This window comes from Pseudomonas sp. B21-032 (genome assembly GCF_024748965.1).
Taxonomy (GTDB): domain Bacteria; phylum Pseudomonadota; class Gammaproteobacteria; order Pseudomonadales; family Pseudomonadaceae; genus Aquipseudomonas.
On the sequence record NZ_CP087180.1, the window covers coordinates 850,874 to 865,614 of the forward strand.

General features: G+C 63.3%; 15 protein-coding genes. 8 read left to right on the forward strand and 7 right to left on the reverse strand.

Features of this window, described 5'->3' with window-relative positions; all coding sequences use genetic code 11:
• Positions 1-11: 11 nt before the first annotated feature.
• The 6 genes from hemA to LOY54_RS03780 all read left to right on the forward strand — a co-directional run bounded on the left by hemA (position 12) and on the right by LOY54_RS03780 (position 5,375).
• Positions 12-1,289 carry a glutamyl-tRNA reductase gene (hemA, locus tag LOY54_RS03755; protein WP_045195978.1) on the forward strand — a complete coding sequence of 426 codons (1,278 nt, stop codon included), beginning with the start codon at positions 12-14 and terminating at the stop codon, positions 1,287-1,289.
• Positions 1,286-2,368 carry a peptide chain release factor 1 gene (prfA, locus tag LOY54_RS03760; protein ID WP_045195980.1) on the forward strand — a complete coding sequence of 361 codons (1,083 nt, stop codon included), beginning with the start codon at positions 1,286-1,288 and terminating at the stop codon, positions 2,366-2,368. The genes hemA and prfA overlap by 4 nt, the downstream gene beginning before the upstream one ends.
• Positions 2,369-3,199, forward strand: coding sequence for a peptide chain release factor N(5)-glutamine methyltransferase (gene prmC / locus LOY54_RS03765; protein ID WP_045195982.1), 831 nt, complete (start codon positions 2,369-2,371; stop codon positions 3,197-3,199).
• On the forward strand, positions 3,193-3,948 hold the full coding sequence (locus tag LOY54_RS03770) for a molybdopterin-synthase adenylyltransferase MoeB (protein ID WP_093387931.1): 756 nt from the start codon (positions 3,193-3,195) through the stop codon (positions 3,946-3,948). The genes prmC and LOY54_RS03770 overlap by 7 nt, the downstream gene beginning before the upstream one ends.
• Positions 3,941-4,741, forward strand: coding sequence for a glutamate racemase (gene murI, locus LOY54_RS03775; RefSeq protein WP_093387934.1), 801 nt, complete (start codon positions 3,941-3,943; stop codon positions 4,739-4,741). Before LOY54_RS03770 ends, murI begins: the two co-directional genes overlap by 8 nt.
• 115 nt (positions 4,742-4,856) lie before the next feature.
• Positions 4,857-5,375 (forward strand): acyloxyacyl hydrolase, encoded by a 519-nt coding sequence (locus LOY54_RS03780; protein ID WP_093387937.1) that lies wholly within the window; start codon positions 4,857-4,859, stop codon positions 5,373-5,375.
• 24 nt (positions 5,376-5,399) lie between these two features.
• On the opposite strand, the gene LOY54_RS03785 is transcribed toward LOY54_RS03780, so the two are convergent.
• The 5 genes from LOY54_RS03785 to LOY54_RS03805 all read right to left on the reverse strand — a co-directional run bounded on the left by LOY54_RS03785 (position 5,400) and on the right by LOY54_RS03805 (position 10,576).
• Positions 5,400-6,122, reverse strand: coding sequence for an SDR family oxidoreductase (locus tag LOY54_RS03785; protein ID WP_258609342.1), 723 nt, complete (start codon positions 6,120-6,122; stop codon positions 5,400-5,402).
• Entirely contained in the window at positions 6,119-7,561 is a 1,443-nt protein-coding gene (phrB, locus tag LOY54_RS03790; protein WP_258609344.1) for a deoxyribodipyrimidine photo-lyase, read from the reverse strand. Before phrB ends, LOY54_RS03785 begins: the two co-directional genes overlap by 4 nt.
• A gap of 9 nt (positions 7,562-7,570) precedes the next feature.
• A complete protein-coding gene (locus tag LOY54_RS03795; protein WP_258609346.1) occupies positions 7,571-8,476 on the reverse strand; it encodes a MerR family transcriptional regulator in 906 nt (301 codons plus the stop codon).
• Positions 8,466-9,434, reverse strand: a complete 969-nt coding sequence (locus LOY54_RS03800) for a DUF523 and DUF1722 domain-containing protein (RefSeq protein WP_045195997.1) — start codon at positions 9,432-9,434, stop codon at positions 8,466-8,468. Before LOY54_RS03800 ends, LOY54_RS03795 begins: the two co-directional genes overlap by 11 nt.
• 155 nt (positions 9,435-9,589) lie before the next feature.
• Positions 9,590-10,576 carry an NAD(P)/FAD-dependent oxidoreductase gene (locus LOY54_RS03805; protein WP_045195999.1) on the reverse strand — a complete coding sequence of 329 codons (987 nt, stop codon included), beginning with the start codon at positions 10,574-10,576 and terminating at the stop codon, positions 9,590-9,592.
• Positions 10,577-10,762: 186 nt separating this feature from the next.
• Here LOY54_RS03805 and LOY54_RS03810 point away from each other — a divergent pair, with 186 nt between their 5' ends.
• Together LOY54_RS03810 and hemH are read left to right on the forward strand one after the other, a co-directional pair.
• Complete coding sequence (locus LOY54_RS03810) at positions 10,763-11,668, forward strand: TIGR01777 family oxidoreductase (protein ID WP_093387946.1); 906 nt, start codon at positions 10,763-10,765, stop codon at positions 11,666-11,668.
• Between the two features lie 13 nt (positions 11,669-11,681).
• A complete protein-coding gene (gene hemH, locus LOY54_RS03815) occupies positions 11,682-12,695 on the forward strand; it encodes a ferrochelatase (protein ID WP_045196002.1) in 1,014 nt (337 codons plus the stop codon).
• A 62-nt stretch (positions 12,696-12,757) separates the two neighbouring features.
• On the opposite strand, the gene LOY54_RS03820 is transcribed toward hemH, so the two are convergent.
• Positions 12,758-14,032 carry a uracil-xanthine permease family protein gene (locus LOY54_RS03820; RefSeq protein ID WP_258609348.1) on the reverse strand — a complete coding sequence of 425 codons (1,275 nt, stop codon included), beginning with the start codon at positions 14,030-14,032 and terminating at the stop codon, positions 12,758-12,760.
• A gap of 2 nt (positions 14,033-14,034) precedes the next feature.
• Positions 14,035-14,673: a uracil phosphoribosyltransferase gene (gene upp / locus LOY54_RS03825; RefSeq protein WP_045196006.1), complete on the reverse strand. Its 639-nt coding sequence runs from the start codon at positions 14,671-14,673 to the stop codon at positions 14,035-14,037.
• Between the last annotated feature and the right edge of the window lie 68 nt (positions 14,674-14,741).

Genomic DNA, 14,741 nt, shown 5'->3' on the forward strand with positions numbered 1-14,741 from the left:
AGCGACCTTGCATGGCCTTTCTTGCCCTCGGTATCAACCATAAGACTGCCTCGGTAGACGTACGCGAGCGCGTGGCGTTTACCCCTGAGCAGCTGGTGGACGCCTTGCAGCAGCTCTGCCGACTGACCGCCAGCCGCGAAGCCGCGATCCTTTCGACCTGCAATCGCAGCGAGCTTTATATAGAGCAGGACCACCTGGCTGCGGAGAGCATCCTGCGCTGGCTGGCCGAATATCATCAACTGAGCCTGGATGAACTGCGCGCCAGCGCCTACATCCATGAAGATCACGATGCCGTGCGGCACATGATGCGGGTGGCCTCCGGGCTCGACTCGCTGGTGCTGGGCGAGCCGCAGATCCTCGGCCAGATGAAGTCGGCCTATGCCGTGGCGCGCGAAGCCGGAACCATCGGCCCGCTGCTAGGGCGGCTGTTCCAGGCGACCTTCAGCGCTGCCAAGCAGGTGCGTACCGATACCGCCATCGGCGAAAACCCGGTGTCGGTGGCCTTTGCCGCCGTGAGCCTGGCCAAGCAGATCTTCAGCGACCTGGGCCGCAGCCAGGCGCTACTGATCGGCGCCGGTGAAACCATCACCCTGGTCGCCCGCCATCTGCACGAGCAGGGCGTGCGGCGCATCGTCGTCGCCAACCGCACCCTTGAGCGCGCCAGCACCCTGGCCGAGCAGTTCGGCGCCCATGCGGTGCTGCTGGCCGACATTCCCCAGGAGCTGGTCAACAGCGATATCGTCATCAGCTCCACCGCCAGCCAGTTGCCGATCCTCGGCAAGGGTGCGGTGGAAAGCGCCCTGAAGCAGCGCCGGCATAAGCCGATCTTCATGGTCGACATCGCCGTGCCGCGCGATATCGAGCCACAGGTGGGCGAGCTCGATGACGTTTACCTGTACACCGTCGATGACCTGCACGAAGTGGTCGCCGAGAACCTCAAGAGCCGCCAGGGTGCTGCCCAGGCCGCTGAAGAGCTGGTCTCGGTGGGCGCCGAAGATTTCATGCTGCGCCTGCGCGAGCTGGCCGCGGTGGATGTACTCAAGGCTTACCGTCAGCAGAGCGAGCGCCTGCGCGACGAAGAGCTGCAAAAGGCCCAGCGCCTGCTGGCCAATGGCGCCAGTGCCGATGAGGTGCTGGTGCAACTGGCCCGTGGCCTGACCAACAAGCTGTTGCATGCGCCCAGCGTGCAACTGAAAAAGCTCTCTGCCGAAGGCCGCCTCGATGCGCTGGCCATGGCCCAGGAACTCTTTGCCCTCTCCGAGGGTTCGACGGATAAAACCCCGCAATGAAAGCGTCGCTGCTGAATAAACTGGACACGCTCCAGGACCGTTTCGAGGAACTGACCGCCCTGCTGGGCGATGCCGAGGTCATTTGCGACCAGACGCGCTTTCGCGCCTATTCCCGTGAATACGCTGAAGTCGAGCCGGTCGCCGTCGCCTACGCCCAGTGGCGCAAGGTCCAGGATGATCTGGCCGGCGCCCAGGCGCTGCTCAAGGACAGCGACCCGGACCTGCGCGAAATGGCCGTGGAAGAAGTGCGCGAAGCCAAGGAGCAACTGGCGCAGCTGGAAAACCAGCTGCAGCGCATGTTGCTGCCCAAGGACCCCAACGACGGGCGCAACGTGTTCCTGGAAATCCGCGCCGGTACCGGTGGTGACGAGGCGGCTATCTTTTCCGGCGACCTGTTCCGCATGTATTCGCGCTATGCCGAAAAGCGCGGCTGGCGCCTGGAAATTCTCTCGGAAAACGAGGGCGAGCACGGTGGCTACAAGGAAATCATTGCCCGGGTCGAAGGCGACAGCGTCTACGGCAAGCTGAAATTCGAGTCCGGTGCCCACCGCGTCCAGCGTGTACCCGAGACCGAATCCCAGGGCCGCATTCACACCTCGGCCTGCACCGTGGCGGTGCTGCCGGAGCCGGACGAGCAGGTGGCGATCGAGATCAACCCGGCGGACCTGCGTGTCGACACCTACCGTGCCTCCGGTGCCGGTGGTCAGCACATTAACAAGACTGACTCGGCAATCCGCATCACCCACTTGCCCACCGGCATTGTCGTCGAGTGCCAGGAAGAACGTTCCCAGCACAAGAACCGTGCCCGGGCGATGTCCTGGCTGTCGGCCAAGCTCAACGACATCCAGACCAGCGCGGCGCAGAATGCCATGGCCAGCGAGCGCAAGCTGCTGGTCGGCTCGGGTGACCGTTCCGAACGAATTCGTACCTACAACTATCCACAGGGGCGGGTGACCGATCACCGCATCAACCTGACCCTGTATTCCCTGGATGACGTTCTGGCCGGTGGGGTCGACGCGGTAATCGAGCCGTTGCTGGCCGAGTACCAGGCGGATCAACTGGCGGCACTGGGTGAGTAAATGACGATTATTGCCAGCTTGCTCCGCGGTGCGGAGCTGCCGGATTCGCCGACCGCGCGTCTGGATATCGAACTGCTGTTGGCGGCGGCCATCGGCAAGTCGCGCAGCTACCTGCACACCTGGCCGGAGCGGATTGTCAGCAGCGAAGCGGCGTTGACCTTTGCCGACTACCTGCAGCGCCGCCGCGCCGGTGAGCCGGTGGCCTACATTCTGGGTCAGCAGGGGTTCTGGAACCTCGACCTGGAAGTGGCCCCGCATACCTTGATCCCGCGTCCGGAAACCGAGCTGCTGGTGGAAACCGCCCTGCAGTTGCTGCCGGGTAGTGCGGTCAAGCTGCTCGACCTGGGCACCGGCACCGGGGCAATTGCCCTGGCCCTGGCCAGTGAGCGCCCGTTGTGGCAGGTCACCGCAGTCGACCGCGTGCTCGAAGCCGTGGCCCTGGCCGAGCGCAACCGCCAGCGCCTGCAACTGAACAACGTCAACGTGCGCAGCAGCCACTGGTTCGATGCCCTGGCCGGCGAGCGCTTTGACCTGATCATCAGCAACCCGCCGTACATTGCCGCCGCCGACCCGCACCTGGTGGCCGGTGACGTGCGCTTTGAGCCCAGCAGCGCGCTGGTCTCTGGCGAAGACGGCCTGGACGACCTGCGCTGCATCGTCAGCCAGGCGCCGGCGCACCTGGCGCCGGCTGGCTGGCTGCTGCTCGAACACGGTTACGACCAGGCCGCCGCCGTGCGCGAGCTGCTGGCCAGGCATGATTTCGAGCAGATCGAAAGCCGCCTCGACCTCAACGGCCACGAGCGCATCACCCTGGGGCGGCTGTCGTGCTGAGCGACCAGGAGCTGTTGCGCTACAGCCGGCAGATCCTCCTGGCGCAGGTGGATATCGACGGTCAGCTGCGGCTGAAAAACAGCAAGGCGCTGATCGTCGGCCTCGGCGGTCTCGGCTCGCCAGTGGCGCTGTACCTGGCGGCCGCCGGGGTTGGCGAATTGCACCTGGCCGACTTCGATACGGTGGATGTCACCAACCTGCAGCGTCAGGTCTTGCACGACAGTGCGTCGGTAGGCCTGAGCAAGGTTGATTCGGCGCTTGCCCGGCTCACCGCGATCAACCCGCAAATCACCCTCAAAGCGCATCGCCGCGCGCTGGATGAGGACTCCCTGGCTGAAGCGGTCAAGGCCGTGGACCTGGTGCTCGATTGCTCGGACAACTTCACTACCCGCGAAGCGGTCAATGCTGCCTGCGTCGCCCACGGCAAGCCGCTGGTCAGCGGCGCGGCGATTCGTCTGGAAGGGCAGTTGTCGGTGTTCGACCCGCGCAACCCGCTAAGCCCCTGCTACCACTGCCTGTACGGGCATGGCAGCGAAGCCGAACTGACCTGCAGCGAAGCCGGCGTGCTGGGCCCGCTGGTGGGGCTGGTTGGCAGCTTGCAAGCACTTGAGGCGCTGAAGCTGCTGGCCGGTTTCGGCGAGCCGCTGGTGGGGCGCTTGCTGTTGATCGATGCCCTTGGCAGCCGCTTCCGTGAGCTGCGGGTCAAGCGCGACCCGGGCTGCAGCGTGTGTGGCGAGCATCATGGCTGACGCTGCGGCGGCGCCGGTCGGCGTTTTCGATTCCGGAGTCGGCGGCCTGTCGGTACTGGCCGAGATCCAGCGCCTGCTGCCCGACGAGTCGCTGCTGTACGTCGGCGACTGCGGCTACATCCCCTATGGCGAGAAGTCGCCGGCGTTCATCCGCCAGCGCTGTCGCATGGTCGCCGAGTTCTTCCGCGAGCAAGGCGCCAAGGCCATGGTCCTGGCTTGCAACACCGCTACGGTGGCGGCAGTGGCAGATTTGCGCGAACAGTATCCGCACTGGCCGATCGTCGGGATGGAGCCTGCGGTCAAACCCGCCGCTGCCGCGACCCGCAGCGGTGTGGTCGGCGTGCTGGCCACCACCGGCACCCTGCAAAGCGCCAAGTTCGTTGCCTTGCTCGATCGCTTTGCCAACGACATTCGCGTGGTCACCCAGCCTTGCCCGGGCCTGGTGGAGTGCATCGAGGCTGGCGACCTGAGTAGCCCGGTGGTGCGTGAGATGCTCCAGGGGTATGTAAAGCCCTTGCTCGACGCCGGCTGCGATACCCTGATCCTGGGCTGCACCCATTACCCCTTCCTCAAGCCTCTGCTGGCGCAAATGATCCCCGCCTCGGTGGCGATCATCGATACTGGCGCCGCCGTTGCCCGGCAATTGCAGCGCCTGTTGGGCGAGGGTGAATTGCTGGCTGCAGGACCGGCGCGCGATGCGCAATTCTGGACCAGTGCCAGCCCTGAACATTTGCGAAAGATCCTTCCAATGTTGTGGAATAAATCTGACAGTGTGCGAAGCTTTCCAATGTAAAAAAAGTGTGAAAAGCACTCAACATTGACTGAACTAACGCAACGCTGCCGATTTCTATTTATTGTCTGGTGAGACAGAAAAACCAACAACAGCATTAGGAAAAAGGACGTTTTTCATGAAGAAACTGCTTTGCTTGGCTGCTCTTGCAGCCGTTACCCTGGGGCAATCTTTCACAACTCAAGCAGCGGACGTGTCGTTCTCGGTCGGGCAGACCGGCGACTCGACCATGACCTATCGCCTCGGCCTGCAATCGAACTGGGATGTCAGTTGGTGGCAAACCAGCGTAGGCCGTATCACCGGCTATTGGGACGGTGCCTACACCTATTGGGATGGCGACGAGAAGTCGAGTAACCACAGCCTGTCGTTTGCGCCGGTGTTCGTTTACGAGTTCGCCGGTGAGTCGGTCAAACCCTATATCGAAGCCGGTATTGGTGTGGCCGCATTCTCCAGTACCGAAGTTGAAAGCAACAAACTCGGCTCTTCGTTCCAGTTCGAAGATCGCATCGGCTTTGGTTTGCGCTTTGCCGGCGGGCATGAAGTCGGCGTGCGGGCGATCCACTACTCCAACGCCGGGCTGCAAACGCCCAACGATGGGGTAGAAAGTTACGCGTTGCACTACCGCATGCCGCTCTGACCTGAAAGAGCACAGCCCTGTGTTTTACACAGGGCTTGCAGGTAGTTCGGGCAGTGGCCAGAGGCTGTTGAGGTTGAGGGCTTCGAGCAGCAGCTCGGGGGCGCGCTCTGGCAAACGCTGGATGATCACATCGGCAGCAGTTTCCGGTGTCCATTGTTCAGGTCGGACCTGAACCGCCAGCAGTGGCGTTTTCAACGCCTGTGGTGCGACCACGGTCAAGGCGATGCCTTTGCTCTCGAGCTTCTGACGCTCAGCGCGAAACACTTGTGTCAGGTTGTTGTCCGGGGTTGCCGGCTGGCTGGGCTCGTAGAGTTGCAGCGCCGAATAGCGGCTGAGCACAGCCAGCACCTGTGGCGCCTGGCCTTTTTCCAGCAGCGGCACTGCCACGTTCAAGCAATGAACCGAAGCGCTCAGGTTGCTGCTGGCGATGGCTTCGAAAATGGCCGTCGGCGGCAGGCCAGGGTCCAGGTAATCGCAGGTGCCGGCATTCACCAGCAGGCAATCGAGGGCGCCCCAATGGGCCTGGAGTTGCTGGCCAGCGTGTGCGGCCTGCGTGCCATCATCGAGATTGCCGTCAAGCAAAAGTAACTGCTCGGGGTTGAGCTGCGAAAGGCCCTTGAGCTCGGGCGAAGGACGTCCGCTGGCAGCGACTTTCCAGCCCTGCTCAAGCAGTTGTTGCACCAGCGCCAGGCCCAGGCCGCTGCTTGCCCCGGTGACCCACACCTTGCGCACGATGGGTTCGCTCACATGACTGCCCTCTCTTCCTGCCGCGTGGGTAAATTCCTGAATGCATTCAACGCACGTTGGCGACTGCTACCGAGGTCCACAATAGGCTGTGGATAATGATTAGTAGCAAAAAGATCGCCACCTGGCACGGGATTGTGGATTTTTTTTTCATCCAGGTCGGCAAGCTCAGGCAGCCATTGCCGAATGAAATGCCCTGCGCTATCGAAGCGCTGAGACTGGCTCACAGGGTTGAAAATGCGGAAATAGGGCGCTGCGTCGGTGCCGGTCGAAGCACTCCACTGCCAGCCGCCGTTGTTGGCGGCCAGGTCGCCATCGATCAGGTGGCGCATGAAAAAGCGCTCGCCCTCGCGCCAGTCGATCAGCAGGTTCTTGGTCAGGAACATGGCAACGATCATGCGCAGGCGGTTGTGCATCCAGCCGGTGGCAAGCAATTGGCGCATGGCCGCATCGATGATCGGGATGCCGGTCTGTCCTTGCTGCCAGGCCTTGAGTTCCTCCGGTGCATGGCGCCAGGGCAGGGCCTCGGTTTCCAGGCGGAAGGCACGGTGCATCGAGACCCGTGGATAGCCCACCAGGATGTGTTTGTAGAACTCGCGCCAGAGCAGCTCGTTGATCCAGGTCACCAGGCCGCGGTTGCCACTGTCGAACTCGCCGAAGTTGTGGTTCAGCGCGGCATGCAGGCACTGACGCGGCGATATCACCCCGGCGGCCAGGTAGGCTGACAGCTGGCTGGTGCCGGCGACGGCGGGGAGGTCGCGCTGATTCTGGTAGTCCTCGGCGCATTCGTCGATAAAGCGTTGCAGGCGGTGCTGTGCTTCTTCTTCACCGGCAGGCCAGAGCTCGCGCAAGGCCTGCGCAGGGTGTGGGAAACCGGTTACCTCAACGGGAACCGGATCGCTGGCGACAGCCGTCGGCGCTTGCGCCCTGATTGGGTTGGCCAAGGGTGGCACGCCCAGGTGCAGGCGTTCGTAACACACTTTGCGAAACTGGCTGAAGACCTGAAAGTAGCTGGCGCTGCGGGTCAGGATGCTGCCTGGGCGGAACAGTAACTGGTCAAGATAGTCGTGCGCGGCAATACCGTGCTCGCCCAGGGCAGCCTGCACCGCCTGGTCGCGGGCGCTTTCATCAACGCCATATTCCTCGTTGAAGTGCAGCGCCTGCACCTGATGCTCCTGGCACAGCTGCAGCAAGACCTGCGGTGCCTGCTGCCAGGTGTCGGCGTGACGGATCAGCAGGGGGATGTTCAACTGCGCCAGTGCCGCACGCAGGCTTTGCAGATTGCGCAACCAGAAGTCGACCTTGCACGGCGCATCGTCATGGGCCTGCCACTGCCCAGGGCTGAGCAGCCATACTGCCAGGGTCGGGCCGCGTTCGCAGGCTGCTGCCAGTGCAGTGTTGTCAATTACGCGCAGGTCGCTGCGCAGCCAGATCAGTTGCATGCTGTTTGGTTACCCTTGAAGGTGAAATTCAGGCTGTTCGCCCCTGAGTTGGCGCAGGCACTGAAGCGCCGCCTGGGGTGAATCGAGGACAAACAGCGTCTCCTCCGTCCAGGCTTGCAGGGCATGCTTATGAATGCTGACTGCGCGGCCGCACAGGAGTTTCGGAATTTCGACGTCGGCCAGGTTTCTTTGTAAGCGGGCGATGTCCAGCGACTTGTCGATGCTCAGCAGCAACGCCCATGGCCGCAACTGGGCGACCGCCAGGCTCAGCTCGTTGCCCGGTGGTGGCCAGTCGAAGACCTGCACCGGGTAACCGGCATTGCTGGCCAGCCAGGCCGTCAGCCACAGCCGTGGGTCGAAGGCCAGGTCAGAGCCGTTTACCAGCAGCAAGGGGGCGCCGCCGAGCTGATGGTTGTTGTGATAGACCCGTGCCCCGAGCTTGCTGCGTAGCCACGAGAAAAAGAACACCTGCTCAAGGCCAGTGGCGAATTGGCCCTGCCAGCGCAGTTCGAGGTCGGCAAGCAGCGGCATCAACAGCTGTTCACAGAGGGTTGCCGCCGGGTACAGGGCCATGGCCTGGTTCAACTGCTGCTCAAGCCGGCGCTCGGCGAGGGCGGCGATGGCTCCCTTGAGTTGCTCGCGCAGGGCCTGCCAGTCGCTGCCGGCCGGCGACGGTGACTCCCCCGGGTTGGCTTGCAGCAAGGCTTTGACCTGGCTGACCGCTGCGCCCCGGTCAAGCCAGGTGAGGATCTGCTGGATACGCTGGACGTCTTCCTGGCTGTAGAGGCGATGCCCCTTGCCGGTGCGTTGCGGCACGATCAAGCCGTAACGACGCTCCCAGGCACGCAGGGTGACCGGGTTGATACCGGTCAGGCGCGTCACCTCGCGGATCGGCAACAGGGCTTCAGATGGCATTGCGCAGGCTCAGGTTTTCCGGGTGCGGTTGCAAGTACACCTGCTGCGCCAGGTAGGGGTCGGGATGGTTGCGCAAATGATGCTTGAGCAGGGTCAGCGGCACCACCAGCGGCACCACGCCGGCATGGTACTGGCTGATCAGTTGCTGGATTTCCTGCTTGTCGGCGCGGCTCAAGGCATCGCGCAGGTAACCGCTCAGGTGCAACAGTACATTGCTGTGGGTGCCACGGCTGGCGCAGCGGCTCAGGGCCTGGATCAACTGGCTGAAGTAACGCGGGGCGAGCAACTCGGGATCGTCGTCGCGGCCCATGCTGCCCAACAGCTTGCCCAGGACTTTGTACTGCTGCGGGTTGTGCGCCATCAGCTGGTACTTGTAGCGGGAATGAAACGCGATCAGGGCGCCGCGGCTGACGCCAGCGGCGATCAGCTGCTGCCAGTCGGCGTAGGCATATACCCGGGTGATGAAGTTCTCGCGCAGCACCGGATCACAGAGCCTGCCATCTTCTTCCACCGGTAAATCGGGACGCTGCTCACAGAAGGCGGCGGCGAACAACCCGCGGCCGCCCTCGGGCGCTGGATAGCCATTGGCCTGATAGACCTTGACTCGCTCCAGGCCGCAGGAGGGGGATTTGTGCATGAAGATGTAGCCGCAAATATCGTCGAGATCCTTGGCCATCTGCTGCCCGTAAGCGCGCAACGGGCCGGACAGATCCAGGCCGGGGTCGCGGCTGCACACGGCCTGCGGGTCGGCAGGATCACCTACCAGGCGGATGGGTGCACGTGGCACGCCCAGGCCGATGGCGACTTCTGGGCAAACCGGGACCAAATCGAAGTGTTCGCTGAGGACCTCGTTGCACAGGCGCGAGGCTTTGTGGCCGCCGTTGAAACGCACTTCCTGGCCGATCAGACAGGCGCTGACAGCAATGCGGGGCTTGCGCGGCAGGTCACGAGCGTTCATGAACAGATCCTGAAAAATATTGTACAAATAAAGTTTTATGTACAGGTAAATCCCATCATAGGGGCAAACCTGTGCAAGTCAAATCACTTGTACAACTTTTGTGCAGGATGTCGAAAATGTCAGGCGGGGCTGAACAGGAGCAGCCCCGGCAGCTGTTACTCCAGATGCTCAAGCAGCCGACGGGCCGCTTCCTGGCCGCTGAGCCAAGCGCCTTCGACCCGGCCCGACAGGCACCAGTCGCCACAGGCATACAGGCCCAGGTCAGCGTCGGCCAGGGCGCCCCATTCGTGATTGCTGGCCGGGCGGGCATACAGCCAGCGGTGGGCGAGGGAGAAGTTCGGGGCGGGCACCACGCAGCCGACCAGCTCGGCGAAATCGCCCCACAGTTGCTCGATCACCGCCTCCTTGGGCAGGTCGATGTGCTGCTTGCTCCAGCTGGAAGTGGCATGCAACACCCAGGTGTCCATGTGTTCGTCGCGCCCGGGTTTGCTCCGGTTGCGCGCCAGCCAGTCGAGGGCGCTGCCTTGTACGAAGCAGCCTTGCATCGGGGTGTCGAGCGGGGTGTCGAACGCCAGGGCGATGGCCCAGGTCGGGTCCATCTGCACGCCGGCGGCAGTGGCGGCCAGCTTGGGCGCAGCACTGAGCAGTTGGGTGGCCTGAGGCGCCGGCACGGCGACTACCACCCGGCTGAACGGCCCGTGGCTGCAGCCGTCGGTGTCCTGCAGGTGCCAGTACTTCTGGCCGCGATAGACTTCGGCAATACGGCAGCTGAAGTTTACCGTGACATCCTTGAGAAGGCCGCGGGTGATGGCGCTCATGCGCGGCACGCCAACCCAGCGCGTCTGCTCGTCGGGGGAGGGGCTCAGTACGCCATCCTGATAGTGATACAGCTGCGGCTTCCATTCGGCCGCCCAACCGGCCGCTACCCATTGCTGCAACTGGTCGACAAAGCGCCGGTCGCGGGCCGTGAAGTACTGGGCGCCGAGATCAAGGGCGCCGGCATCGCTGCGTTTGCTGGCCATGCGTCCGCCGCTGCCGTGGCCCTTGTCGAACAAATGAACGGTCTGCCCGGCCTTTTGCAACGCCTGGGCGGCGGACAGGCCGGCGATACCGGCCCCGATGATGGCAATAGGTACAGTCATGATGGCCTCTTCGAACCTAATGGTTGCAGACTACGCTGCCCGGCAAACCTGTACAATGCACGAATCCTGTATAAGATGATTCCGCTCGTTACCACAGGTTGGCCTATGTTTATCCGAGAGCGATCGGTCAAAAAAGTGCCTTGTTGTTAAAAATAGACCACTGGCGCGCCATGCGAGGACACAGCCATGCATATATTGCTGACCGGCGGTACCGGGTTGATCGGCCAACACCTGTGTCAGCACTGGCTGGCCCAGGGACATCGGCTGACGGTATGGAGTCGGCGCCCTGAACAGGTGGGCAAGTTGTGTGGCTCCGGGGTGCGTGGCATAGCCCGGCTCGATGAGCTGGCCGATGACGACGGCGTGGACGCGGTGATCAATCTGGCCGGCGCACCGATTGCCGACCGGCCCTGGAGCTCCAGCCGTCGCGCCTTGCTCTGGGCCAGTCGTATCACTTTGACCGAGCAATTGCTGGCCTGGCTGGAGAAGCGTCAGCAGCGCCCCGAGGTACTGATCTCGGGTTCGGCGGTAGGCTGGTATGGCGATGGTGGCGAGCGCGAACTCACGGAGGCTTCGCAGCCGGTCAAGGAGGATTTCGCCAGCCAGCTGTGCATCGCCTGGGAAGAAACCGCCATGGCCGCGCAACCGCTGGGGATTCGCGTGGTGCTGGTGCGTACCGGGCTGGTGCTGGCGAGCGAGGGCGGCTTTTTGTCGCGCCTGCGCCTGCCGTTCAAACTCGGGCTGGGCGGGCCTATCGGCGACGGTCGGCAGTGGATGCCGTGGATCCATATACACGACCAGATCGCCCTGATTGATTTTCTCTTGCAGCACAAGGATGCCAGCGGTCCTTATAATGCCTGCGCCCCGGAGCCGGTGCGCAACCGCGAGTTCGCCAGGCGTCTGGGCCGGGCCCTGCACCGCCCGGCATTGATGCCGATGCCGGCGCTGCTGCTCAAGGCCGGGCTGGGCGAATTGTCGACCTTGCTACTGGGCGGGCAACGGGCGCGGCCGGTACGTTTGCTGGCGGCCGGTTTTACCTTCCGCTTCAATGATCTGCAATCGGCCCTGGATGAACTGTCCAGGCGCCTCTGAAATAGGACGTTGCATGACCGATCACGCTTTGCTGCTGGTCAACCTGGGTTCACCGGCCTCCACCTCTGTCGCCGACGTGCGCCGGTACCTCAATCAGTTTCTCATGGACCCCTATGTCATCGACCTGCCGTGGCCGGTGCGGCGGCTGCTGGTGTCGCTGATCCTGATCAAGCGCCCGGAGCAATCGGCCCATGCCTATGCCTCGATCTGGTGGGACGAGGGTTCGCCGCTGGTGGTGCTGACCCGCCGCCTGCAGGCCGCAATGCGCGAGCAGTGGAGCCATGGGCCGGTGGAAATCGCCATGCGCTACGGCGAGCCTTCGTTGCCGACGGTGCTGACGCGCCTGGCCAGCCAGGGCGTGAAGAAGGTCACCCTGGCGCCGCTGTATCCGCAGTTCGCCGACAGCACCGTGACCACGGTCATCGAGCAGGCGAAACAGGTGATTGGCGAGCACAAGCTGCCGCTCGAGATGGCGATTCTGCAGCCGTTCTACGACAAGCCGGAATACATCGACGCCCTGGTAGCCAGCGCGCAGCCATACTTGCAGGAGGATTACGATCACCTGCTGCTGAGCTTCCATGGCCTGCCCGAGCGACACCTGAAAAAACTCGACCCCACCGGCAAGCATTGTTTCCAGGACGCCGATTGCTGCCGCACCGCTTCGCCCGAGGTGCTTGCGGTCTGCTATCGCGGCCAGTGCCTGCGCACCGCCCAGGCGTTCGCGCAGAAGATGGGCATCCCCGACGGCAAGTGGTCGGTGTCGTTCCAGTCAAGGCTGGGGCGGGCGAAGTGGATCGAGCCGTACACCGAAACGCGGCTGGACGAGCTGGGCAAGTCAGGGGTGAAAAAGCTGCTGGTAATGTGCCCGGCGTTTGTCGCCGATTGCATCGAGACCCTGGAAGAGATCGGTGACCGCGGGCGCGAGCAGTTTGTCGAGGCCGGCGGCGAAGAGCTGGTGCTGGTGCCGTGCCTGAATGATCACCCGCAGTGGGTGCAGGCGTTGAAGGGGATGTGTGAAGAGGCTTGAGGGCCTCATCGCGGGTCTAGCCCGCTCCCACAGACTGCTTGGGAGGGGGCTAGACCTTCAGATCAAGGCAACTGATCGTCCAGCGCCTTGTTCTTCCAGCTGTCGTTACCCGGCAGCAGCAGGTTCAAGGCAATAGCCACCACCGCGCACAGGGCGATGCCCTTCAGGCCCCAGTCATCGGGGCCTGTGCCGCTACCGATCAGCACGCCGCCGATACCGAACACCAGGGTTACCGACACGATCACCAGGTTGCGCGCTTCGCTGAGATCGATCTTGTGGCGGATCATGGTGTTCATGCCCACCGCCGCGATCGAGCCGAACAGCAGGCAGAGGATGCCGCCCATTACCGGCACCGGAATGCTCTGCAGCAGCGCGCCGAACTTGCCGATGAAGGCCAGGGTGATGGCAAAGATCGCCGCCCAGGTCATGATCTTCGGGTTGTAGTTCTTGGTCAGCATCACCGCGCCGGTCACTTCGGCGTAGGTGGTGTTGGGCGGCCCGCCGAACAGGCCGGCAGTGGTGGTGGCGATGCCGTCACCGAGCAGGGTGCGGTGCAGGCCAGGCTTTTTCAGGTAGTCGCGGCCGGTCACGCTGCCCACCGCAATCACCCCGCCGATGTGCTCGATCGCCGGCGCCAGGGCCACCGGTACGATGAACAGGATCGCCTGCCAGTTGAACGCTGGCGCGGTGAAGTGCGGCAACGCCAGCCAGGGCGCTGCGGCGATCTTGGCGGTGTCGACCACGCCAAAGTAGAACGACAGGGCAAAGCCCACCAGCACCCCGGCGATGATCGGCACCAGGCGGAAGATGCCCTTGCCGAATACCGCGACGATCAGGGTGGTCAGCAGCGCCGGCATGGAGATCATCATCGCGGTGCTATACGGCAGCAGCTCGGCGCCGTCACCGGCCTTGCCCATGGCCATGTTGGCGGCTATCGGCGCCATTGCCAGGCCGATCGAGATGATCACCGGGCCGATCACCACCGGTGGCAGCAGGCGGTCGATAAAGCCGGTGCCTTTGATTTTTACCGCAAGGCCGAGGAAGGTGTAGACGAAGCCCGCAGCCATGACCCCGCCCATGGTCTCGGCCAGGCCGAACTGGCCCTTGGCGAGGATGATCGGGGTGATGAAGGCGAAACTCGAGGCCAGGAACACCGGCACCTGACGGCCGGTTACTATCTGAAACAGCAGAGTTCCCAAACCCGCCGTGAACAGCGCGACGTTGGGGTCGAGGCCGGTAATCAGCGGCATCAATACCAGCGCGCCAAAGGCGACGAAGAGCATCTGTGCGCCGGAGACGACCTGGCGCCAGAGCGGGTCGTTGAACTCATCCTGCATGTTCAGGCGTCCTTCTGCTTGGTACCGAAGATCTTGTCACCGGCATCGCCCAGGCCCGGGATGATGTAGCCGTGCTCGTTAAGGCACTGGTCGATCGAGGCGGTGTAGATCTGCACATCCGGGTGGGCTTTCTCGACCACGGCGATGCCTTCGGGGGCGGCAACCAGGACCATCGCGCGAATATCCTTGCAGCCAGCTTTTTTCAGCAGGTCGATGGTGGCGACCATCGAGGCGCCGGTGGCCAGCATCGGGTCGATGATCAGCGCCAGGCGCTCGTTGATTTCCGGGGCGAGTTTTTCCAGGTAGGTGTGCGCCTCGAGGGTTTCCTCGTTGCGGGCCACGCCCACGGCGCTGACCTTGGCGCCCGGGATCAGGCTGAGCACGCCATCGAGCATGCCGATGCCGGCGCGCAGGATCGGTACTACAGTGATCTTCTTGCCGGCGATTTTCTCGACTTGGACTTTGCCGCACCAGCCGTCGATTTCGTAGCTTTCCAGCGGCAGGTCTTTGGTCGCTTCGTAGGTCAGGAGCGTGCCGACTTCCTGGGCGAGCTCGCGAAAGTTCTTGGTGCTGATGTCGGCGCGGCGCATCAGGCCGAGCTTGTGGCGGATCAGCGGATGGCGGATCTCACGGGTAGGCATAGGGAAAAGCTCCGGGGGGCGGGCAAAAAAACCGCGCTAGATTAATCTATTCAGCCATGCATGTCCTC